We start from the raw sequence: 21,882 nt of genomic DNA, 5'->3' as shown, positions 1-21,882 counted from the left end.
GCATACGACAAAGGCGCCGTGTGTCCCCCGTTTTTTCTGACGGTGGGCCGCATGGCGCCTTTTTTGTTTCCGGCATCGGCAACGGCCGGCAAAAGATTCGAGGGACGAGGATGACAAGCAAAACCGTACGCAGTGTATGTCCCTATTGTGGTGTGGGCTGCGGCATCGTCATGCAGGTCGAAAACAACCGCGTGGTCAAGGTCAGCGGCGACAAGGAGCACCCGAGCAACGCCGGCAGGCTCTGCACCAAGGGCACCACCTGCGGCCAGGCCATCGCCGAGTCGGGCCGGATGGAACACGCCTACCTGCGCCAGGAACGCCGCCGCGATCCGGTGCGCATTGCCATGGATAAAGCCATCAGCGAGACGGCCAACCGACTGCGCGACACCCTCGATCGCCACGGCCCCGATGCATTGTCGTTCTACGTGTCCGGGCAAATGTCGCTGGAAGCCCAATACCTGATCAACAAACTGGCCAAGGGTTTTGTTGGAACCGCAAACATAGAGTCCAATTCCCGCCTGTGCATGGCCAGCGCCGGCAGCGGCTACAAGCTCTCCCTCGGTTCTGATGGCCCTCCGGGCTCGTATCAGGACTTCGACCAGGCGGACCTGTTTTTCGTCATCGGCGCCAACATGGCCGACTGTCACCCGATTTTGTTCCTGCGCATGATGGACCGGGTCAAGGCCGGAGCGAAGTTGATCGTGGTCGACCCACGGCGCAGCGCCACCGCGGACAAAGCCGACCTGTTCCTGCCGATCAAGCCGGGCACCGACCTGGCATTGCTCAATGGCTTGCTGCATCTGCTGGTGAAAAACGGTCACACCGACCCGGCGTTCATCGCGGCGTTCACCGAAGGCTGGGAGGCCATGCCGGAATTTCTCGAGGACTATCCGCCGGCCAAGGTCGCACACCTCACCGGTCTGCCCGAGGCGGACATTCGCCAGGCCGCGCAATGGATCGGCGAGGCCGCGCAGTGGATGAGCTGCTGGACCATGGGGTTGAACCAGAGCACCCACGGCACCTGGAACACCAACGCCCTGTGCAATCTGCACCTGGCCACCGGCGCAATTTGCCGGCCGGGCAGCGGGCCGTTTTCCCTGACCGGGCAACCGAACGCCATGGGTGGCCGTGAGATGGGCTATATGGGGCCAGGCCTACCCGGCCAGCGTTCCATGCTGGTGGAGGCGGACCGCGCGTTCATCGAAGATTTGTGGAGCATCCCCCGCGACCGCTTGCCGCGCAGCGCCGGTGGCGGCACCGTGTCGATGTTCGAAGACATGAGCGCAGGACGAATCAAGGCCTGCTGGATCATCTGCACCAACCCGGTGGCGTCAGGCCCCAACCGCCAGAAAGTGATCGACGGCCTGCAGGCGGCAGAGCTGGTCATCACCCAGGACGCCTACCTCGACACCGAGACCAACCGTTACGCCGACATCCTGCTGCCCGGCGCGCTCTGGGCCGAGGCCGAGGGCGTTATGATCAACTCCGAGCGCAACCTGACGCTGATGCAAAAAGCCGTGGAGCCCCCGGGCGAGACGCTGCCCGACTGGCAGATCATCGCGCGGGTGGCCTGCGAGATGGGCTTCGCCGCGGCGTTCACCTACAGCACTGCCGACGCGGTGTTCGAAGAGATCAAGCGCGCCTGGAACCCCAAGACCGGCTATGACATTCGCGGCGCCAGCTACCCGCGCCTGCGCAACAAACCTTTGCAATGGCCCTGCGCCAGCGCTAGCGCGGCGGATCGCAATCCGATTCGCTACCTCAACAATGGCGAGAGTCAGGCACTCAGGGTCGAAGCCGACGGCAGCCAGCCGACGATCGTCTTCCCCACCGAGCGCGGCAAAGGCATCTTTCTCGCCCGTCCGCACATGGCGCCAGCGGAAATGCCCGATGAAACCTTTCCCTTCGTGCTCAACACCGGGCGCTTGCAGCATCAGTGGCACACCCTGACCAAGACCGGCAAGGTGGCGACCCTGAACAAGCTCAATCCGGGCCCCTTCGTCGAGATCCATCCCGAGGATGCCAGCGCCCTGGGCATCAAGGACAAGGACCCGGTCGAGGTACGTTCGGTGCGAGGTCGGGCCGTGCTTCCGGCGGTGGTGAGCGACCGCGTGCGCCAGGGCAACTGTTTTGCGCCTTTTCACTGGAACGATGTGTTTGGCGAGAACCTGGCGATCAATGCCGTGACCAACGATGCCGTCGACCCGATCTCGCAGCAGCCCGAATTCAAATTCTGTGCGGTCGCCCTGCAACGTGTCGAACTGATCGACCATCAGTTCCTGCAAACGCCAGCGCCTGCCACCGTCGACTCATCCCCCTTACCAGAGGAACTCGCCATGTCGAGCATCGAGACCTTTGCCGATCTCGCGGGCATCCGTTGCCTGCCCTCCCCGCCATTGAACGACAGTGAACGCACCTACCTCGCCGGTTTTCTCAGTGGCCTGCAATCGCCAGCAGGGCGCCAGGCGGCTGGGGTGCCGGTGCTGCCGCCCAGCGCGCCGTTGGCCACCGAGACTCGTCTGTGGCTGGACGGACTCCTGGGCGGATTGTTCAGTCGGGTTGATGCGGGTGTAGCTGATCAGGCTGCAACTTTGGCGCCCGCCGTTGCAGAAAATGCCCTCGCGGTGACCTTGCTCTGGGCGTCGCAAACCGGCAATGCCGAAACCCTGGCCGAGCGCCTGGCCGCGCGCCTGCGCGATGACGGCTTCGCCGTGGAGCTGAGCGCGATGGCCGACTTCCCCGCCAGCAAGTTGGCCAGCACGCAGAATCTGGCCTTGATCAGCAGCACCTTCGGCGATGGCGATCCGCCGGACAATGGCGAAGGTTTCTGGCACACCCTCAGCACCGCCCAGACGCGTCTGGAGTCATTGCGCTTTGCCGTGCTGGCCCTGGGTGACCCGGCCTACGACCGATTCTGCCAGCACGGCAAACAGCTCGATCAGCGCCTGCAGGAACTGGGCGCCACCCGCCTGCTGGAACGGGTCGATTGCGACACCGAATTCGAGGAGCGCGCCGATACCTGGCTGGCGCAATTGCAGAAGACCCTCAGGCCCGAAGCTGTGGTCGTCGCGCATAGCCACACTGCCGCCAGCGCTGCCCAGACACCCGGCAAGGCCAAGCCCCATGCTTCGCGGCTGCTGGCCAATCTTCACCTGAACCGCCAGAGCCCGCACAAGGAAACCCGCATGTTTTCCCTGGACCTGGCGGATTCTGGACTGGGTTATGAGGCGGGTGACGCGCTGGGCGTCCATCCGCGCAATTGTCCGGAACTGGTCGACGAGTTGCTCGACTTGACCCGGTTAAATGGCGAGACGGCGGTGAGCGTCGATCAATGCGCCGAGGTGTCGTTACGTCAGGCACTGACCGAACACTTCGAAATCGCTCGGCCCAACAGCGACACCCTGGCTTTCATCGCCGAACGCAGCGCCAATCCCGGTTTGAAACAGTTGCTGGGCACTGAGCATAAGGCTCAGTTGAAAGAATGGTTGTGGGGCCGGCAACTGGCGGACGTGCTGCAGGAATATCCACTGGACTGCTCGGCGAGCGAGCTCCTGGGCACCTTCAAGCGCTTGCAGCCGCGCCTGTATTCCATCGCTTCGAGCGCCAAGGCGCATCCACGGGAAGTCCATCTCACCGTGGCGGCGGTGCGCTACGGCAAGCGCAAGGGCGTATCCTCGACCTTCCTCGCCGACCGCGCGCAGGACGCCGAGGTACCGGTTTTCGTCCAGCCAGCCAGACACTTTCGCGTGCCGAACGAAGGTGATGTGCCGATGATCATGATCGGCCCCGGCACCGGGGTCGCGCCCTTCCGCGCCTTCCTGCAGGAGCGCCGGGCGCGGGGCGACCAGGGCAAGAACTGGCTGTTCTTCGGTGAACAGCACGCCGCCAGCGACTTCTACTACCGCGACGAACTGCAAGGCATGCAGCACGATGGCCTGCTGACGCACCTGAGCCTGGCGTTTTCCCGTGACCAGGCCGAGAAAATCTACGTGCAGGATCGCATCCGCGAACAAGGCGCCGAACTCTGGCGCTGGCTGCAGGACGGCGCCCGGTTGTACATCTGTGGAGACGCCAGCTGCATGGCCAAGGACGTCGACCAGGCCTTGCGCCAGGTCGCCCAGCAACACGGTGGACTGGACTCGCAAGGCGCCGCTGATTACTGGCGGCAGATGAGTGAGCAGAAGCGTTATTTGCGGGATGTTTATTGAGTGGTTGGTGGGTGTCGGTGACAGTGCCGACCTTCATCGGCGCCTCTACCAACATTGATCGATGCCACGTCGAAGTTGTTTGGGGAGTACATATCCATTGCTGCGGTAACGGCGGCTTATGGTTTCGCTTTTACAGCGACTCCCTTTTTCAAACACCAAAAAGGAAGCAAAAGGCTTTGCCCCACCACTTGGTGCCTCGCTAGGGCTCGGCATGCCAGAACGAAGGCATTGCTCCGTGGGTCGCCGCGATGGGCCGTCCCTGGCCCAGCGCGGCTAAACCGGCGTCCTGCCGGTTTCCCCACTGCGCGACGCCTGCGTTCGGCCAGCGTGGTTAACGGGGCGCCCAGATCAAAAACAAAAGCGAGGCGGCCTTAAAGCCGACCTGACTTTGACGGGTGTACCTCGATTGATCGTTCCCACGCTCTGCGTGGGAATGCCGCCAGGGACGCTCTGCGTTCCATTGACGACGCGTTAATTGAGCCGTGCGCAGCAGTGATGCGGGGCGTCACAGGAAGCCCTGTGTGAAATTGGTTGTCGGAGTACATATCCATTGCTGCGGTAACGGCCACCTATGGTTTCGCTTTTACAGCGACTCCCTTTTTCAAACGCCAAAAAGGAAGCAAAAGGCTTTGCCCCACCACTTGGTGCCTCGCTTAGGCTCGGCATGCCAGAACGAAGGCATTGCTCCGTGGGTCGCCGCGATGGGCCGTCCCTGGCCCAGCGCGGCTAAACCGGCGTCCTGCCGGTTTACCCACTGCGCAATGCCTGCGTTCGGCCATCGTGGTTAACGGGGCGCCCGCGATCAACAGCAAAGCGAGGCGGCCTTAAAGCCGACCTTACCTTCGCAGATACATCCAATCCCCTGTAGGAGCGAGCATGCTCCGGGCGGCGTTCCGACGATGGGCGTCAACGATAACGCGGGGCACCTGGTAGCCCGCGGTGCTCTCAGGTTCATCGCGAGCAGGCTCGCTCCTACAGGGGATCCAGGTGCACCCGTAACAGTCAGGCGGCGTTTTTCAAGGTAGTTGTCGCGCCAACTGTTTTGCTATGCCGCTTTCTTACCGGTCTGCTGTACCCGATCCGGGTTCAGCAGCACCGTTCCTATCGGCTCCCAGTTGCGTGTTTTTCCAGACCATCGTTCAGGAGTTTTCTGGCGTGCCCGTTCATACAACTGGTGCCGCAGCACCAGGATCTGATGATCTTGCCCGCGATGGCGCTCTGACGGTGTGACGAAGCGGATCCGGCTGTGCCTGTGTTCGGTGTTATACCAGCGCATAAAATCCCTCACCCAAGTCCGTGCAGCGTCCAAGCTGGCGAAGCCTTCTAAGGGCCATTGCGGGCAGTACTTCAGTGTTCTAAACAGTGATTCCGAGTACGGGTTGTCATTGCTTACGCGCGGCCGACCGCGAGAGGGTGTGATCCCCAGCTCATACATTTTGCTTAACAGCGTCACCGATTTCATCGGCGCTCCGTTATCAGAGTGCAGCACTAACGGCTCACGCAGGCACTTCTCGCTGATCACGCTGCGCTGTAGCAGTGCAGCCGCTTTCTCACCACTTTCTTCTTCATAAACCTCCCAGCCCACCGCCTTGCGGCTGTAAATATCCTCGATCAAATACAGGTAGTAATACTTGCCGCGGATCGGCGATGGAAGATACGTGATGTCCCACGACCACACCTGGTTGGGCTTCTCAGCCGCATGTGTTGTCGGCATTACAACCCGCCGGGGTCGTCGGCTGCGGCCTCTATGGTGCTGTTGGCCGGCTGCTCGCAAGACGCGATAAAACGTAGTTTCCGACGCCAGATATCGCGCCTCGTCGGCCAAGCGCGGAACGATCTGGCTCGGAGGCAAATGGGCGTATGTCGGGCTGTTGCACAGCGCCACGATGGCGTGTCGCTCGATTTCGCTTAACGCATTACGCGGCTTGGGCCGCAAAGTGGTGGTGCGCGCATCGGCTTGCAGCTCCTGCGGCTGGGTCCAGCGCTGCAAGGTTCTGAGCGATAGTCCGACCTCTTGGCAGGCCCGTATTTTTCGGGCTCCCGCTACGATCGCTTCGATCAACCAGCCCACCAACAACTGCCGTTCCGGCAAAGAGGTCAGTTGTCCTCGTCGTCGGTCCCCCAGTAATCGTTGAGCTTTTTTCGCAGCACTAACAACGCTGCGGTTTCGGCCAATGCAGCATCTTTACGGCGCAGTTCACGCTCCAGTTCCAGGATCCGTTTCTTGTCTTTGCGCGTCTGTTCATGATCAGCCATTTTTTGCGCCTGAACAGCTTCTTGACCGCTGATACAGGCCTGACGCCAGGCATTGAGCTGTTCGGGGTAAAGGCCGTTTCGACGGCAATATTCGCCCAACTCAAGCTGAGTCAGACTGGCCGTTTCAAGGACAGCTGCAAACCGGGCTTCAGCAGACCATTTATCAGAAAGCAGTATGTCGTCGGGCACTTTACTTCCTTGGTTGGCCATCTTGCGCCAGAGGTACATCGATACATCGCTGACCCCTTCACGTCGACAAACTTCGGCCACGGTCAGGCTCAGCGGGGGAAGCAACATCTTGAGCAATGCAGCTTTACGTTCGGGTGAATAGTACGTCACAACCTATCTCTTTCCGCCCTCGGTGTGCTTTTTTGGGGGTAAATCCGCAGAGGCGACAACTATCCTGACACCGGGGGGGCTTTTGATGTTCTTGCCCCCTCGAGAGGCTGAGAGGAGGTTCTGCGTAGTGGGTAAACCGGCATGGATGCCGGTTTAGCCGCGCTGGGCCAGGGATGGCCCATCGCGGCGACCCACGGAGCAGGACCGGAGCGAGGGCATGCCGAGCCTTAGCGAGGCACCGAACGCCAGGGGCAAGAGCCCTTGGTTACTTGGGGCTTTTCCAAGTGACTCGCCGTAAGGGCGAAACCCTAAGTAGCCGTTACCGAAGCAATGGATATGTACTCAGTCACAAACCCCCATTGGCCGCCAGGACGCCATCGCCGGCAAGCCTGGCTCCTACAAGGGTTTCATTCCGCCGTGAGTGCGTAACGGGCGTTACAGCAGCGACAGGGTGTAGTTGATGATGAAGCGATTCTGCTCAACATTGCGCCCGGCATCGGTGTTCGACTTGCCATTGCGCACGCTGAAGGCAAGCCCCCTGAGCGAACCCGACTGAATCACATAGTCCAGCGTCATATCACGCTCCCACTCAGACTGGTCCGCAGCGTTTTGCGCCTTGATATCCGTGCCCTTGAGATACGCCACTGACGCCTTCAGGCCCGGGATTCCAAGGGGTGCGAAGTCATAGGTGTATTGACCGAAACGGGTTTGCTCCCCGGCGCGGGCAAAGCTCTGGATCATGCGATCGGTGGGCAAGTAGACGCTGCCACCACCCGCGCCTTTATCCACCAGGCTGCCCTGGTTGGGCTGGACGAAGTTGCTGCCATCGCCCACTTGCTGGTAACCGAGCGCCACGGCATGGCCGCCGTTGGTATAGGTAACCATGGCAGCCCAGGTGTCGTTATCGATTTCACCGTTGTTGTCATCGGTGTAACCCGAGACGCGATAGCCTTGAGCTCTACCTGCGGCGGAGCTGTTGGCACCGCTGGAGGTGGTGCGGAAATAGCGCAGGTCCGTGGTGATGGCGCTTGCACTGTCGATGGCCAGGCTGTGTGTCAGGCCGAGGAAGTTCTGGTTGTAGAAATCTTCCAACTGCGCGAAGTAGTACTGTGCCTTCAGCGCCTTGGTCACCTCGTAGTCGCCCCCGGCGAAATAGAACTTGTTGCTGTCCCGGGTACCACCGGCAACCGACAGGCCGGTTCGATCGGTCGAGGCACGACCGACTGCGTGCTCCAGCAACCCGCCGGTCAGGGTCAGGCCATCGATGTCTTTTGACGTGACCTGGCCGCCGGTGAACGATTGCGGCAGCACGCGGGCATCGTTGGACAGCAGTATCGGCAGCTTCGGCAACAACGTGCCGTAACGCAGTTCGGTCTTGGCGATGCGCATCTTCGCCGTGGGACCGAAGCTGCTCCAGGCATCGGCCGCACCGTCGCCCTTCGAGGGAATCATGCCGCTGCCGACGTGGCGACCGGCGCCGCTGTCCAGGGTAATCCCTTGCAACGCCTGGGCATCAAGCCCGAACCCCAGGGTGCCTTGGGTGAATCCCGACTCATAACGCAGCACAAAACCCTGGGCCGCCTCTTCGGTCTTGGAAGGGTCTGCGCTGCCGTCGCGGTTATCGCTGTTAAAGTACAGGGTACGCATGGAAAGGCTGGCCTTGCTGTCTTCCAGAAAGCCGCGTGCGCCAGGCTCTGCTGCCTGTGCGCCGATCGAACCGCCGAACAACAGGATGGCGGCGGGAATTGCTCGTTTGAACATGCGGTACTCCTCAAGAGGGTCACGTCGAAATATTTGTGAAACTCTTAGAACATTTCGAGGCACGAACTTCAAACGAGATGAAAGTAATTTCCGTAGAGGGATAAGAGTTGTCGCAATGAGGTACGCAACCTCATGGTTTTTGAAAAACGACCAGGGGGATTTTCATCGAAATCGGACGTGCCGAAGGCCCCCTGTAGGAGCGAGCATGCTCGCGATGGTCGTCAACGATGACGCTGGCTACCTGACACCCCGAGGTGCTCTCGGGTTTCTCGCGAGCATGCTCGCTCCTACAGTGGGTTATGCGTCACGGTTGCTCAGACCAGCGCCTGTTCCCGGATCAGCTTCTTGTTGATCTTGCCAACGCTGGTCTTGGGAATCTCAGCCACGAACTTGAACTGCTTGGGAATCGCCCATTTATTGATCCGGCCGATCTCGACGAACCCTTGCAGGTGCGCCTCGAGGATCTTGCGGTCCAGGTACTGTCCCGGCTCGCACACCACCAGGGCCATGGGCCGTTCTCCCCATTGCTCATCGGCAATGCCCACCACCGCGACCGACAGCACCGCCTGGTGTTCGCTGATCAGGCTTTCCAGCTCCAGGGAGCTGATCCACTCCCCGCCGGTCTTGATCACGTCCTTGATGCGATCCTTGATTTCCACACCGCCCAACGGGTCGATGGAAGCCATGTCGCCAGTGTGCAACCAGCCGTCCTGCCACAGCTCGGCGCCTTTTTGCGGCTCCTTCAAGTAGCCTTGTGTCAGCCAGGGCGCGCGCACCACGATCTCGCCCAGGGACTCGCCGTCATGGACCACGTCATTGCCACTGGCATCGATGATTTTCAGGTCGACCATCGGCACCGGGGTACCGGTCTTGATGCGTGTCGGCAGTTGCGCCTGGGCCGATAGCTTGCGGTCTTCATCGCGCAGGTAAGTCAGGCACAGCAGCGGGCAGGTTTCCGACATGCCGTAGCCAGCGTGCACCACCATGCCTTTTGCACTGGCTTCGCTGGCAAGACCCAAGGGCAGCGCACTGCCACCCAGGAGCATTTTCCAGCCGTTGAAATCGGCGGACTTGCCTTGCTCACAGGTGAGGAGCATTTGCAGGATGGTCGGCACACAGTGGGAAAACGTCACCTTCTCCTCCTGATAAAGCCGGACCAGGCTATTGGGTTCGTAGCGGCCGGGGTACACCTGCTTGATGCCCATCAGGGTAGCGACGTAAGGCACGCCCCAGGCATGCACATGGAACATCGGCGTGATCGGCATGTACACGTCATCGGAACGCAGCAGCGGCGTCCCCTGGTAGACGCCCAATGTCCCCACGGCATTCAAGGTGTGCAGGACCAACTGGCGATGGGTGAAATACACGCCCTTGGGGTCGCCGGTGGTGCCGGTGGTGTAGAACAGCGTCGCTACCGAATTCTCGTCGAAATCGGGAAAGTCATACTGGTCCGAACACTGCGACAGCAACTGCTCGTACTCGCCCTGCACGGGTAATGAAGTATCGGATGCCTGGTCATCGGTGAGCTGCACAAAGCCTTTGACCGTGGTCAGCCGCCCCTGGATCTGCTCGACCAGCGGCAGGAAATCGTCATGCACCAGCACCAGGTCATCCTCGGCGTGGTTCATGGTGAACAGCACCTGCTCCGGCGACAGGCGAATGTTCACCGTGTGCAGCACCGCGCCAATCATCGGCACGGCGAAGAAGCATTCCAGGTAGCGGTGGCTGTCCCAGTCAAGCAGGGCCACGGTGTCCCCGGCCTTGACCCCGGCCGCAGTCAACGCATTGGCCAGGCGGCGGATGCGCTGGTTGAGGGTCTGGTAGCTGTAGCGCAGCTTGTCGGCGTAGACGATTTCCCGACCCGGTTCGTAGCGCACCCCGGACAGCAGCAATTGCTTGATCAGCAAGGGATAGGCATAGGCGCCTTCGGCGGGTGGAATTATTTTTGTCGCCATCATGATTAAGGTTCCTTGTCCTTTAGAACTGGTCGGCTTGCAGCTCGTAGAGGCAGTCGCTTCCGGCTTTGGCCGATGCGCTCAACGAGTGGATACGTGGCAGCAACCGGGCGAAGTAGAAACGCGCGGTGGCCAGCTTGCTGGTGTAGAAATCGTCCTCGGCATCGCCGCTGACGACGGCCTTGGCCATGCGCGCCCACATGTAGGCGTACGCGGTGTAGCCAAACACGTGCAGGTACTCGACCGAGGCCGCGCCGATTTCATTTGGGTTGCCCTGTGCCCGATCCAGCAGCCACGCGGTCAGTTCATCGAGGGTGTCCACGGCGGCGTTCAACGGCTGGGTGAACTCATCAAGTTCGGCGCTGGCGTTGGCGGTGAAGTTGCGGATTTCCGAAGCAAACAGGCGGTAGAGCGCCCCGCCGCTGCCGACAATCTTGCGCCCGGCCAGGTCCAGGGACTGGATGCCGTTGGTGCCTTCGTAGATTTGCGTGATGCGCACGTCGCGCACCAGTTGCTCCTGGCCCCACTCGCGAATGTAGCCATGCCCGCCGAAAATCATCTGCCCGTGCAGGGTCGTTTCCAGGCCCATGTCGGTGAGGAATGCCTTCGCCACCGGGGTCAGCAACGACACCAGTTCCTGGGCACGCGTGCGGGTTGTCGGGTCTTCGCTGTATTTGGCGATGTCCAGTTGCAGGGCCACGTAGCTGGAGAACGCACGGCCACCTTCGTTCAGGGCCTTCATGGTCAACAGCATGCGCCGTACGTCAGGGTGGACGATGATCGGGTCGGCGGCCTTGTCTTTGTTCTGTGCGCCGGTAGGTGCACGGCTCTGCAAGCGATCACGAGCATAGGCGACGGCGTTCTGATAGGAACGCTCGCCCTGCGCCAGGCCCTGGATGCCCACGCCCAGGCGCTCGTAGTTCATCATGGTGAACATCGCCGCCAGCCCCTTGTTCGGCGCATCGACGATCCAGCCGGTGGCGCCGTCGAAGTTCATCACGCAGGTGGCCGACGCCTTGATCCCCATCTTGTGTTCGATGGAGCCGCAGGACAGCGCATTGTTTTCACCCAGCGATCCGTCGGCGTTGACCAGCACCTTGGGCACCAGGAACAGCGAGATGCCTTTTGGGCCTGCCGGGGCATCGGGCAGTCGCGCCAGTACCAGGTGGATGATGTTTTCGGTCAGGTCGTGGTCGCCGCCGGTGATGAAAATCTTGCTGCCGCTGACCTTGTAGCTGCCATCGGCCTGGGGCTCGGCGCGAGTGCGGATCATGCCCAGGTCGGTGCCGGCATGGGCCTCGGTCAGGCACATGGAACCGGTCCAGGTGCCGGCGTACATGTTCGGCAGGTAACGCTCCTTGAGTTCTTCACTGGCGTGCGCCTTGATCGACAGGCAGGCGCCGGCGGTCAGCATCGGGTACAGGCCGAACGACAGGCTGGCCGCGTTGACCATCTCTTCGACCTGGGCCGAAATCGCCTTGGGCATGCCCATGCCACCGTACTGCGGATCTCCGCCGACACCGACCCAACCGCCTTCGGCGAAGGCTTGATAGGCCTCGGCAAAACCCTCTGGCGCGGTGACCGAACCATTGCTCCAGGTACAGCCCTGCTCGTCGGTGGCGCGGTTCAAGGGTGCGATGACTTCGCCACTGATCTTGCCGGCTTCTTCGAGGATGGCGGCAGCGGTTTCTTCATCGATCACGTCGGCCAGGCCAGGCAAACTGGCCCACAGCCGGGACACCTGGAAGACCTCGTTGAGGACGAAGCGCATGTCGCGCAGGGGAGCTTTGTAATCAGACATCTTGACTTACTCGGAAGTGGTCACGGCATGGGGCATGCCGGGACGTTCAGTGGATTCAATGATTTCGGCTGCCGCAACAGCACCGGGTTGCGGTGCCCGTTCACGCAGCAGGAAGTACGACAGGGCCGGAATCAGGATCAGCGCGCCGAGCATGTTCCAAAGGAACATGAAGGTCAGCAGGATGCCCATGTCGGCCTGGAACTTGATCGGCGACCAGACCCAGCACACCACGCCGGCGGCCAGTGTGATGCCCACCAGCCCGACCACCCGGCCGGTGAACGACACGGCGTTGCGGTACGCCTGGGACAGCGGCAGGCCCTGACGCTGGAAGTGCAATTGCACGCTGAGCAGATACAGTGCGTAGTCCACACCGATCCCCACACCCAAGGCGATCACCGGCAAGGTCGCGACTTTCACGCCGATGCCCATGACCACCATCAGCGCTTCGCACAGGATCGAAGTCAGCACCAGTGGCAGCAGCGCCACCAGCGTGGCGCGCCAGCTGCGGAAAGTGATCAGGCAGAACAGCGTCACCGCCAGGTAGACGTACAGCAGCATGGTACGGTTGGCCTCGCGCACCACGATGTTGGTGGCCGCTTCGATCCCGGCACTGCCGGCCGCCAACAGGAACTGGCGATCGTCAGTACTGTTTTCCTTGGCGAACTTGTCGGCGATCGCCACCACGGCATCCAGGGTCTCCGCCTTGTGATCCTTGAGGAAGGCAATCACCGGCATCAGCGAGCAGTTGTTGTTGAACAGCTCCGGAGAGTTGACCGAGGCTTGCTGCGCGGCATAGTTCAGCACGTCCTGGTTGCGCTGGATGCTGTTGAGCTTGGGGTTGCCTTCATAGGTGCCGGCGGTGATCTGGCGTACCGCGTTGACCAGTGAGGACGTCGCCTGCACACCCGGATACTGCTGCAGCTCCCAGGCCAGGCGGTCCGCGAGGATCAGGGTCTTGTAGTTCAGGCAGCCTTCCGGCGCGGTCTTGATCATCACCGCGAACAGGTCGCTGGACAGCGCGTAGTGGCTGGTGATGTAGGCGTTGTCGCGGTTGTAGCGCGAGTCGGCGCGCAACTCCGGCGCCCCACTTTCAAGGTCGCCGATCTTCAGTTGCAGGCTGACCATGAAGCCGCCAATGCCCATCAGCACCGCGACCAGCACGGCGCCCGTCGCCCACTTGCGCGTGGTGAAACGATCGAGCAGGTCCCAGAGTTTGCCGAAGCCCTTGTGGTGCTCGGCACGGTTGTCGATTTTCAGCGCACGCTCGGCCGCCTTGCGGCCGACGCCGATGTAGGACAGCGCCACCGGCATCAGCAACAGTGAGGTGAAGATCAGTACCGCGACACCGATGCTGGCGGTGATCGCCAGGTCCTGGATCACCGGAATGTCGATCAGCATCAGCACGGCAAAGCCCACGGCGTCAGCCAGCAATGCAGTGACGCCAGCGATGAACAGGCGGCGGAAGGTGTAGCGCGCGGCAATCAGTTTGTGGGTGCCACGGGCGATGTCCTGCATGATGCCGTTCATCTTCTGCGCGGCGTGTGACACACCGATGGCGAAGATCAGGAACGGTACCAGCACCGAGTACGGGTCGATGGCGTAGCCCAGCCAGGCGACGATGCCCAGTTGCCAGACTACCGCGATCAGCGAGCAGCCGACCACCAACAAGGTGCTGCGCACACAACGGGTGTAGGCGTAGATGATGATCAGCGAGGTGACCACGGCCAGCCCGAAGAACATCATCACCTGGATCAGGCCGTCGATCAGGTCGCCCATCAGCTTGGCGAAACCGATCACCCGCACCTTGTACGGGCCCTTGCCCTCTTCCCCGGATTTACGCGCCGCGCTGTCGCCGGCGAATTCGATCTTGTCGCGCAACTGCTCTTCGAGCATCTGCGAGAACTGATGGTAGTTGATGCGCTGGCCACCTGCGGCGGACTTGTCCAGCAGCGGTACGACGAGCATGCTCGACTTGTAGTCGCTGGCGACCAGGCTGCCGACGATGCCGGCGCGGGAAATGTTCTGGCGCAACTGTTCGATTTGCTCAGGTTTGCCCTCATAGGTATCAGGCATCACCGGGCCACCCTGGAAGCCTTGCTCGGTGACTTCAGTCCAGCGTACCGCCGGGCTCCACAAGGACTTCATCCACGCACGGTCGACGCCTTCAGTGAGGAACAACTGGTCGTTGACCTGCTTGAGTACGTCAAGGTACTGAGGGTCGAAAATGTCACCCTGGGTGTTCTCGACCACCACCCGCACCGAGTTGCCCAGGCCGCGCAGCGACTGGCGGTTCTCCAGGAAATTCTGGATGTAGGGCTGGCTCTGCGGAATCATTTTTTCGAAGCTGGGGCGCAGTTCCAGGCGGGTCACCGCCATGAAGCCCAGGACCACGGTGGCCAAGGCCATCAGCAGCATGAACAGCGGACGGTAGTTGAACACCAGCCGTTCGAGCAGGTTGCCGGAGCGGCGGTCGAAATCACGCAGCTCGCGAATCACCGGCATGGCGTCTTGTTTGATATTGCCCATGTCTGGGTTCTCGCTCTTAGGGTTCGAGGGCTGGATCGGCGGCTAACACCTGGGCGCCACGGCTGCCCGCTACCACCAATGCGCCGTCGGCGGACTGGGTGGCACCGGCAACCGGGGTGCGTGCCGGTTGCTGCACCAGGTGCATGTGCGCACCTGTGCCCTGGCTGACCAGCATCTGCCCGCCCTGGGTGAACAGCCGGTAATGGCCACGGGCATCGACGAGGCCGGCGGTAATGCTGATGTGCAGCCCAGTGTCCAACGGGGTCCAGCTCTGCCCGCCGTCGGTACTGCGCAGCACGTTGCCGCGCAAGCCGTAGACGAGCACTTCGCCAGGCTTGCCGATGACACCGAAGAAGCTGCCCTGATAGGGCGTCTCCACGGCGGCGAAGCGTTGAGCCTGCTCATCCCATTTGAGCAACAGGCCTTGTTCGCCGGCGATGTACAGGCTGTCACCAGTGGAGGCGATGGCATTGAGGTGCAAGCCTTGCGGGTTGTCGGTGCGATCCTGCAACGGCGTCCAGCTCATGCCGCCATCGTCAGTGCGCAGGATCAGGTTGAACACGCCGACCACATAGCCGACTTGGTCATTGGCGAACCACACATCGAGTAGCGGTTTATCGGCACCCTGCTCCAGCAGTCGCTGACCTTCGGCGACCAGCAGCGGCCACTGTTCGTTGCCCGGCTCGGCACTGGCCAGCGCCGTGTAATGCTTGACCAGCAAGTTGCCGATCTGGCGGCCGTCGAGTTGCTTGTTCCAGGTCGCGCCAGCGTCGCTCGTGTGCAACACCACACCGTCATTGCCTACCGCCCAGCCCTGGGTGGGGCCGGAAAAACTCACGGCGGTCAAGTCGGCGCTGACCGGTACGGCAGCCTGCTGCCAGTGCTTGCCAGCGTCATCGGAAAACAGGATATGGCCGCGCTGGCCAACGGCGATCACGCGCTCACCGGCGCGGGCCATGCCGGACAGCGGGCTATTGCTGGCCAAGGCACTGACCCTGGCAGGCAGGTCCAGCACATCAACGTAATCGGCTGCGTGGGTGACGCCCTGCAACAGGCCGAGCGCCAGGCCAAACGCCACGTGCTTGAAATTCTTATACGAACACATACCGCGTCCTCTTCGGAAAACCGCGCCGGGACACACAGCCGTGTGCCCGACGTTCGAACCTGGCGCCCGCGACGATCAGCGTCGACCGCGCGGGCACATTTTTGCGGTTGGCTTAGCGAATGCCGCTGCCGGCCAGGGATTCCGACGACCACTGGGCCTTGGAGAGCGGATCGATGTACTTGATGCCGCCGTAAGGGCCGACTACACCGTTGATGTTGTAGGAGCCACCGACCAGGTCGTAGATCATGAAAGGCGTGGAGTCCGGCACCTGCTTGTCATAGCTCTGGCTGAGGAACGCGAAGGAACCACGATAGAGCTGGCCACGGGCGTCATACTGATCCGAGGCCAAAGCGCTCCAGCTGTCTTCGTCGAGGTAGAAGCGGCGCTTGGCATAGATGTGCCGGGCACCGGCCTTGAGGTTGCCTTCCACGACCCATACGCGGTGTTTTTCCCAGCGCACGAAGTCTGGTGCGAGGTGATTGGCGGTGGTCAGCGACTTCGGATCCTGGGCGTAGGTCAGCTTGTAGGTGTTGTAGGGCACGATCATTTCCTGCTTGCCCACCAGCTTCCAGTCGTAGCGATCCAGCGCACCGTTGAACACGAACACATCGTCATAAGTGCCCGCACCCGCAGTCCCTGGGTTCGGCGTGTCGTACGCCAGGTTAGGCGCCAGCTTCACCCGACGCTGCCCCGGCAGGTATTGCCAGGCGCGGCGTGGTTGCTGCAGCGGGTTGGCCGCGTCCTTGAGCATTACCGCCTCGCCGGCGCGACGTGCCGGGCCGGTGTAGGACAGCTTCATCTGGTAGTACACATCGGCGCTGCTGATCGGCTGCGTCAGGTTCTCGTAGATCGGATAGGAGATGAACGCCTGCCCGGTGGTGGCCAGGCTTGGCACGCCGGCGGAGTCAACGTTCCAGGAGTCGTACTTGGAGTTGATGCTCACGCCCTGATAACGCAAGAGGAAGTTCCACATCGCTTCGTTGCCCGATTGCGGAATCGGGAACGGTACGCCCGGCAGCACGTTGTCGATGGCCAACCCGCCTTCGAGTGACTTGGCGCCGCTGGCGTTCTTCACGCCGTTATCGAGGATGGCTTTTGGCAGCGAAACGGTGCGGTGGGTCGGGAACACGTCGACACGGAAAGTCGGAAAGCGCTTGGCCAGTTCCACCGTGGTGGCGGTGAGCATGCCCTTGTACTGGTCGACGTTCTTGCCATCGATCACCAGCAGCGGTTTTTCACTGGCAAACGGGTCCGGGCGCATGCTGTCACCGGCTTTGAAACTGGCTGGCGGCGTGGTCAGGCCACCGTTGTAGGCCGGAATCGAACCATCGGCATTGCCGGCCTTTTCGGCGCCCACCAGGGTCAGGCTGGTGCCCAGCTTGGCAGCGTCCTGGGTTGAAACAGCGGCCTGTACCTGGGCGGCAAGGACCATGGCCAGCGAAGCGGCCAACACGGTTTTCACGAATTTCATCTTGTTATTCTCCTGCTTGCATTGAGCAAATCAGTGGTGCATCAAAAGGTTGTTTTCATCGTCAGGTACACAGCGCCACGGTCCTCAGTCGTGGCACCACCACCGGAAAAGGACGAATAGCCACCGGCGTAACAGGCGTAGTTTTCGTTGCCGCTGAAGGCATTCGGCGCAGCGCCGTCACCTCCGGTCGGGCCAGTACTCACGCCACTGACATTGCACTTGTCGGCCTTGCCGAAAGAGTCCACGTATTTCAGGTCGACGAAGTATTTGTTGTACACAACGGCGCCGAGGCCGACTGCGTAGTTACCGGTGTCCTTGGCACCGCCACCGGAAACCGGTGAAACGCCATCGAGACCGAGGTTGACGGACATCGGTGCGTTGAGGTCGACACCGGGAAACACCTGGTACCAGGTCGGTGTGAAGTTGACCGCGATGCCCCAGTTGTCACGGGTCGGCTGATCGATACCGTGGTAAGTGTCCTTGCCTTTGTAGAGCGCTTCGTTCTTGCTATCGAGCTTGAGCAAGTTGCTGTAGTACAACTCGGCGAGCAGAGTCGCCGAATCGAACACGGGCGTTTTCGGCATGGTCATCAGACCGTTGACCGTCCAGTGCAGGGTGTCGCCGGTGGCGGCCATGCTGTCGCCCTTTTCCGGGGTGTCATAGATCACGCCGGTTCCGGGTGTGCGCGCCGGCAGCAGGCCGAGCCCCTGGCCCAGGCCCAGGGGACTGGTGGTGCTGACGACGGCTGGAATACTGGCCAGCGGCATGTTGTGCCGGACGTTCAGGTCCGAGCCCACGCTCACCCCGCCCACGTCCTTGGACAGGCTCAGGCCAACGATCTTGATGTTGTCGGCATAGGCCATCTGATAGGTGGCGGTGCTCAGCGAGTTGAGCGTATTGATGACCGCGGGCACCTGGCCGGCTGGCCGGGTTCCGTTCGGGTTGGCCGAACTCAGGCCACGGGCATCGAGCCAGGCTTGCGGGAGGATTTCCGAGGTTTCGCGGTAATAGACGCCGAGGGTGCCGTCCAGCCAGGCGGGTGACCATTTGGCCATGAGGCCCCAGTCGCCGCGCTTGTCCGGGGTCAGGTCGTGCCCGCGACGCACGTTGGTCAAGCCGTTGCACGGCGCCAGGCCGCAACCCAGAGGGCTGCCAGGCACGACAGCATTAGTGTTACCCAGCAGGAACGACTGCGCGCCGAAACCGACCAGGTCGGAACCGCCGTAGTAGGTGCCGGCTTCTGGAAGACGCGCTTCATCCCAGTCGAGGAAGTATTGGGCCGCCAGGGTCAACTCAGGGTTGACGGTGAACGACATCGACAGCTGATTGCGCGGTACGAACAGCTCCTTGGCTTCGGTGCCCGGCGACGCGGCCAGCTTGGCCAGGTCCAGGCCGGACTGGCCGTAGCTGATCGAATGCACCGGATTGAGAATGGTCTCGCCCCAGAACACGTTGTGCTGGCCAGCCTTGAAGCTCAGCATCGACTCCTCGCCCACTTCGGTGCTGTAGAACACGAAGGCGTCGAGGATTTCGCCGGACGGACCCGTGTAGTAACGCTGGGCATAGTTGCTCAGGTGCGGGCTGCCATTGCCGACGTTGTCATTGGTGACCCCGGCCAGGCGCGGGTCGTTGGCGATCAGGCCCGAGGTCGAACCGTTGCCGTTGACGAACGGGTTGGAATTGGAACCGGTGTTCTCGTAGGCCTTGTCGTACCAACCGGCGGCGCTTACGCGAAAGCCCATGTGGTTCTGATAAACCACGTCCATCTCGGTCAACAGGTCGACGCGGTTGGTGATGTTGGTGCCAGACCTACGGAAGTTGTAGTCGCCGTCGTTGTTGTTGGGCGTGCCCAACATACGTTTGTCCGCGCTTTCGGTGCGTACGCCGTAGTTGTACTTGACGGTGTTATCCACGCGAACGTTCCAGTCCGGGTTACCTGTCTCGATCTCGACCGCATGGGCCGTCGGCACCGTTGCCGCGAGAATGGCCGAGGCCAGCAAGGTGTAGCGTGAAGCGGTGAACCCGTGACTCTTGTTGTGGTGCATAGCGTTGTCTCCGCCTTTTTGTATTTGTTTTAAGCGCAGCAGGCCCCGCGTAACCCCTTGTTCCAGGGGTTTACGTTTTTCAGGATAGGGGCGGATACCGGATGGCGCGGGCCAACCGGCGCCTGAACTAGCGATCCAGCTCGAGGATCAGGGCTTCGGCTTGCGGCCAGTGCCCGTACCCGGCAGCAGGATTGAGATGACCGACATCGCCCAGGTTGAGCAGCTCGCTACCCCAGCCTTCGGCCAGGTGCGTAACGGCTTGCAGGCTGGCGAGGTGGTCGTTGGTACTGGCGGCCACGAGGCTGCGAAATGGCAGCGGGCCTTTGGGTAGAGGGTCCCACCCCTGGCTACGCAGGGTTTCAGGCGATGGGTAGCCAGACGGCCAAGGGGCATCGAGGTCAGGTGGAGCGGCCAGCAGCGCGCCCTTGATCGGCCGGCTGTGCTGCGCGGCCCAGTGCGCGACCATCAGGACACCGGCGCTATGGGCGACCAGGATCACCGGCCCGTCGATCTGTTCCAGTGCATGCTGGATCGCTTGCACGCGTTTGTTGCAATCGAGCTTGTCGGCCTCCAGCGGCGGCACGCTACGTACCTTGCTCAGCCTGGCTTCAAGCAACGTCTGCCAATGTTCGGCGACGTGCTCACGCAGGCCCGGTACGATCAGAACGGTTGCGGCAGTTTGCAGTTTGTCCACTTCAACACCTACGCTTTCTCGATGACTCGACTGGCTCTGTCGCCAGGGGCTTTTTGTAGGACTGACATTAAAGAGCGCCCACCCCAGGCGCTTTTCATTGGACGTCAGGCACTTTTCTTTTCATGACAAACGTTTCGGTGATGGCGCGGTGCGACCACCGGTCGAATATCTCTGCAAGTTCCGTGCGGGTCACTGTAATCAATGGGTGAGCCTCGATGAGGCAGGTTCAAGAGTGGTAAATCGGACAGCAATGGGCGGGTGCAATCGCTCTCTTAACAACTGTTGCAATTGCTGATGCGCTGGATATAGTCGCCACGCTCATTTGAATTGCAATCGGCCCAGGAAAGACCTTCGCATGACCAAGCTTGTTCGCGCCGCCGTCTTGACCAACTACCTGGAGGTCACCCAATACCTGGGGTTCAACCCACGCGATTTGCTGGCCAGCGTTGGCTTGTCCAGGGCTTTGCTGCAGGCCCCGGAACATCGCATCCCCATCGATTCCGCCGTGCGCCTGCTGGAGGATTCAGCCTCTGCCAGCGGCTGCCAGACCTTCGGTTTGAGCATGGCCGAATCACGCCAGCTCTCGGACTTCGGCGTGGTCAGCCTGCTGCTCAGCCATCAGCGCACGCTGCGCGATGCCTTGCAGGTGGTGGTGCATTACCGGCACTTGATGAATGACTCGCTGGCCATCTTCATTGAAGAGGCCGGCAAGATGGTGATCATTCGCGAAGAGGTGGTCACCGAATCGCCGATGCCCTGTCGACAGGCCACCGAGCTGGCCATCGGCGTGATGTTCCGCCTGTGCGCCGCCCTGCTCGGCTCACACTGGCACCCCTACAGCGTCAACTTCACCCACCAGGCCCCCGACAACCTTCAACTGCACCGCCGCCTGTTCGGCTGCACCCTGGAGTTCGGCAGTGAGTTCAACGGCATCGTCTGCGCCGGCGCCAGCCTGGACATGACCAACCCCAACGCCGACCCTGCCATGGCGCGCTATGCCCAGAGCTACCTCGATTCGCTGCAAAGCCACCAAGGCACTTCGATGCTGTTCGAAGTGCGCAAGGCCATCTACCTGCTGCTGCCGATGGGCCGTGCCACCATCGAACAGGTCGCGCAGAGCCAGGGCATGAACGTGCGCACGCTGCAACGTCGCCTCAAGGATGATGGATGTGCCTTCAACGATGTGATCAACGACGTGCGCCGCGACCTGGTGCTGCGTTACCTGGACAACCCGAATTACTCGCTCAGTCGCATTGCCGACATGCTTGGCTACTCAATGGCGAGTTCGTTTACGCGCTGGTTCATCAGCCAGTTCGGCATGCCTCCGGCGACGTGGCGCGCGCAAAAGCAGGGTTCGGCAAAAGCCCCGTCGGATGCAGCCCCACCCAAGCCCTCCTGATTATCACGCCTGTTGTGGGAGCGGACTTGCTCGCGAAGGCGGCCTGACAGCCGACCAGTCGCTTGCGGTTGTACCCGATCTACTGTGGGAGCGAGCCTGCTCGCGAAAGCGGCCTGTCAGCGGACCAGTCGCTTGCGGTTGTACCCGATCTACTGTGGGAGCGAGCCTGCTCGCGAAGGCGGCCTGACAGCGGACCAATTTCTTTCAGGTGTACATATCCATTCCTGCGGTAACGGCCACTTAGGGTTTCGCTTTTACAGCGAGTCACTTGCCCCCGGTGTCAGGATAGTTGTCGCCTCTGCGGATTTACCCCCAAAAAAGC

General features: G+C 61.5%; 11 protein-coding genes and 1 pseudogene. 3 read left to right on the top strand and 9 right to left on the bottom strand.

Features of this window, described 5'->3' with window-relative positions; genetic code table 11:
* Window positions 1–110: 110 nt before the first annotated feature.
* On the top strand, window positions 111–4,208 hold the full coding sequence (locus HGP31_RS13155; protein ID WP_168757896.1) for a bifunctional nitrate reductase/sulfite reductase flavoprotein subunit alpha: 4,098 nt from the start codon (window positions 111–113) through the stop codon (window positions 4,206–4,208).
* Window positions 4,209–5,253: 1,045 nt separating this feature from the next.
* On the opposite strand, the gene HGP31_RS13150 is transcribed toward HGP31_RS13155, so the two are convergent.
* Together HGP31_RS13150 and HGP31_RS13145 are read right to left on the bottom strand one after the other, a co-directional pair.
* Window positions 5,254–6,803, bottom strand: a protein-coding gene (locus tag HGP31_RS13150) for an IS3 family transposase (protein WP_116287586.1) whose coding sequence is annotated in 2 segments (ribosomal slippage) — window positions 5,254–6,344 and window positions 6,344–6,803 — 1,551 coding nt in all. Because the reading frame shifts where the segments join, the coding sequence is not laid out codon by codon here.
* 435 nt (window positions 6,804–7,238) lie between these two features.
* Entirely contained in the window at window positions 7,239–8,564 is a 1,326-nt protein-coding gene (locus HGP31_RS13145; protein ID WP_020800020.1) for an OprD family porin, read from the bottom strand.
* Between the two features lie 205 nt (window positions 8,565–8,769).
* On the opposite strand from HGP31_RS13145, the pseudogene HGP31_RS30970 reads away from it, so the two are divergent.
* A pseudogene (locus HGP31_RS30970) lies at window positions 8,770–8,859 on the top strand (outer membrane lipoprotein carrier protein LolA); the annotation flags it as partial.
* A 19-nt stretch (window positions 8,860–8,878) separates the two neighbouring features.
* Here HGP31_RS30970 and HGP31_RS13140 read toward each other — a convergent pair.
* From HGP31_RS13140 to HGP31_RS13110, 7 genes are all read right to left on the bottom strand, one after another.
* Window positions 8,879–10,522: a fatty acid--CoA ligase gene (locus tag HGP31_RS13140; RefSeq protein ID WP_020800021.1), complete on the bottom strand. Its 1,644-nt coding sequence runs from the start codon at window positions 10,520–10,522 to the stop codon at window positions 8,879–8,881.
* A gap of 19 nt (window positions 10,523–10,541) precedes the next feature.
* Window positions 10,542–12,320 carry an acyl-CoA dehydrogenase C-terminal domain-containing protein gene (locus HGP31_RS13135; protein ID WP_020800022.1) on the bottom strand — a complete coding sequence of 593 codons (1,779 nt, stop codon included), beginning with the start codon at window positions 12,318–12,320 and terminating at the stop codon, window positions 10,542–10,544.
* Window positions 12,321–12,326: 6 nt separating this feature from the next.
* Complete coding sequence (locus tag HGP31_RS13130) at window positions 12,327–14,846, bottom strand: efflux RND transporter permease subunit (protein ID WP_020800023.1); 2,520 nt, start codon at window positions 14,844–14,846, stop codon at window positions 12,327–12,329.
* Between the two features lie 16 nt (window positions 14,847–14,862).
* Window positions 14,863–15,951 carry a WD40/YVTN/BNR-like repeat-containing protein gene (locus tag HGP31_RS13125; protein WP_033044348.1) on the bottom strand — a complete coding sequence of 363 codons (1,089 nt, stop codon included), beginning with the start codon at window positions 15,949–15,951 and terminating at the stop codon, window positions 14,863–14,865.
* 112 nt (window positions 15,952–16,063) lie between these two features.
* A complete protein-coding gene (locus tag HGP31_RS13120; RefSeq protein ID WP_020800025.1) occupies window positions 16,064–17,422 on the bottom strand; it encodes a DUF1329 domain-containing protein in 1,359 nt (452 codons plus the stop codon).
* Between the two features lie 41 nt (window positions 17,423–17,463).
* Window positions 17,464–19,467 carry a DUF1302 domain-containing protein gene (locus tag HGP31_RS13115; protein ID WP_168757895.1) on the bottom strand — a complete coding sequence of 668 codons (2,004 nt, stop codon included), beginning with the start codon at window positions 19,465–19,467 and terminating at the stop codon, window positions 17,464–17,466.
* A 127-nt stretch (window positions 19,468–19,594) separates the two neighbouring features.
* On the bottom strand, window positions 19,595–20,161 hold the full coding sequence (locus HGP31_RS13110) for an RBBP9/YdeN family alpha/beta hydrolase (protein ID WP_020800027.1): 567 nt from the start codon (window positions 20,159–20,161) through the stop codon (window positions 19,595–19,597).
* A gap of 355 nt (window positions 20,162–20,516) precedes the next feature.
* Between HGP31_RS13110 and HGP31_RS13105 the strand changes: the two genes are divergently transcribed.
* Complete coding sequence (locus HGP31_RS13105; RefSeq protein WP_168757894.1) at window positions 20,517–21,560, top strand: AraC family transcriptional regulator; 1,044 nt, start codon at window positions 20,517–20,519, stop codon at window positions 21,558–21,560.
* Window positions 21,561–21,882 lie beyond the last annotated feature (322 nt).

Source organism: Pseudomonas umsongensis, from assembly GCF_012647205.1.
Classification (GTDB): Bacteria; Pseudomonadota; Gammaproteobacteria; order Pseudomonadales; family Pseudomonadaceae; genus Aquipseudomonas; species Aquipseudomonas umsongensis.
This window is presented reverse-complemented; position numbering and strand designations above follow the sequence as displayed.

Excerpts from the sequence above, each read along its gene's own strand:
- HGP31_RS13155 (WP_168757896.1), top strand. The coding sequence starts at position 111 with ATGACAAGCAAAACCGTACGCAGTGTATGTCCCTATTGTGGTGTGGGC.
- HGP31_RS13145 (WP_020800020.1), bottom strand. The coding sequence starts at position 8,564 with ATGTTCAAACGAGCAATTCCCGCCGCCATCCTGTTGTTCGGCGGTTCG.
- HGP31_RS13140 (WP_020800021.1), bottom strand. The coding sequence starts at position 10,522 with ATGATGGCGACAAAAATAATTCCACCCGCCGAAGGCGCCTATGCCTAT.
- HGP31_RS13135 (WP_020800022.1), bottom strand. The coding sequence starts at position 12,320 with ATGTCTGATTACAAAGCTCCCCTGCGCGACATGCGCTTCGTCCTCAAC.
- HGP31_RS13130 (WP_020800023.1), bottom strand. The coding sequence starts at position 14,846 with ATGGGCAATATCAAACAAGACGCCATGCCGGTGATTCGCGAGCTGCGT.
- HGP31_RS13125 (WP_033044348.1), bottom strand. The coding sequence starts at position 15,951 with ATGTGTTCGTATAAGAATTTCAAGCACGTGGCGTTTGGCCTGGCGCTC.
- HGP31_RS13120 (WP_020800025.1), bottom strand. The coding sequence starts at position 17,422 with ATGAAATTCGTGAAAACCGTGTTGGCCGCTTCGCTGGCCATGGTCCTT.
- HGP31_RS13115 (WP_168757895.1), bottom strand. The coding sequence starts at position 19,467 with ATGCACCACAACAAGAGTCACGGGTTCACCGCTTCACGCTACACCTTG.
- HGP31_RS13105 (WP_168757894.1), top strand. The coding sequence starts at position 20,517 with ATGACCAAGCTTGTTCGCGCCGCCGTCTTGACCAACTACCTGGAGGTC.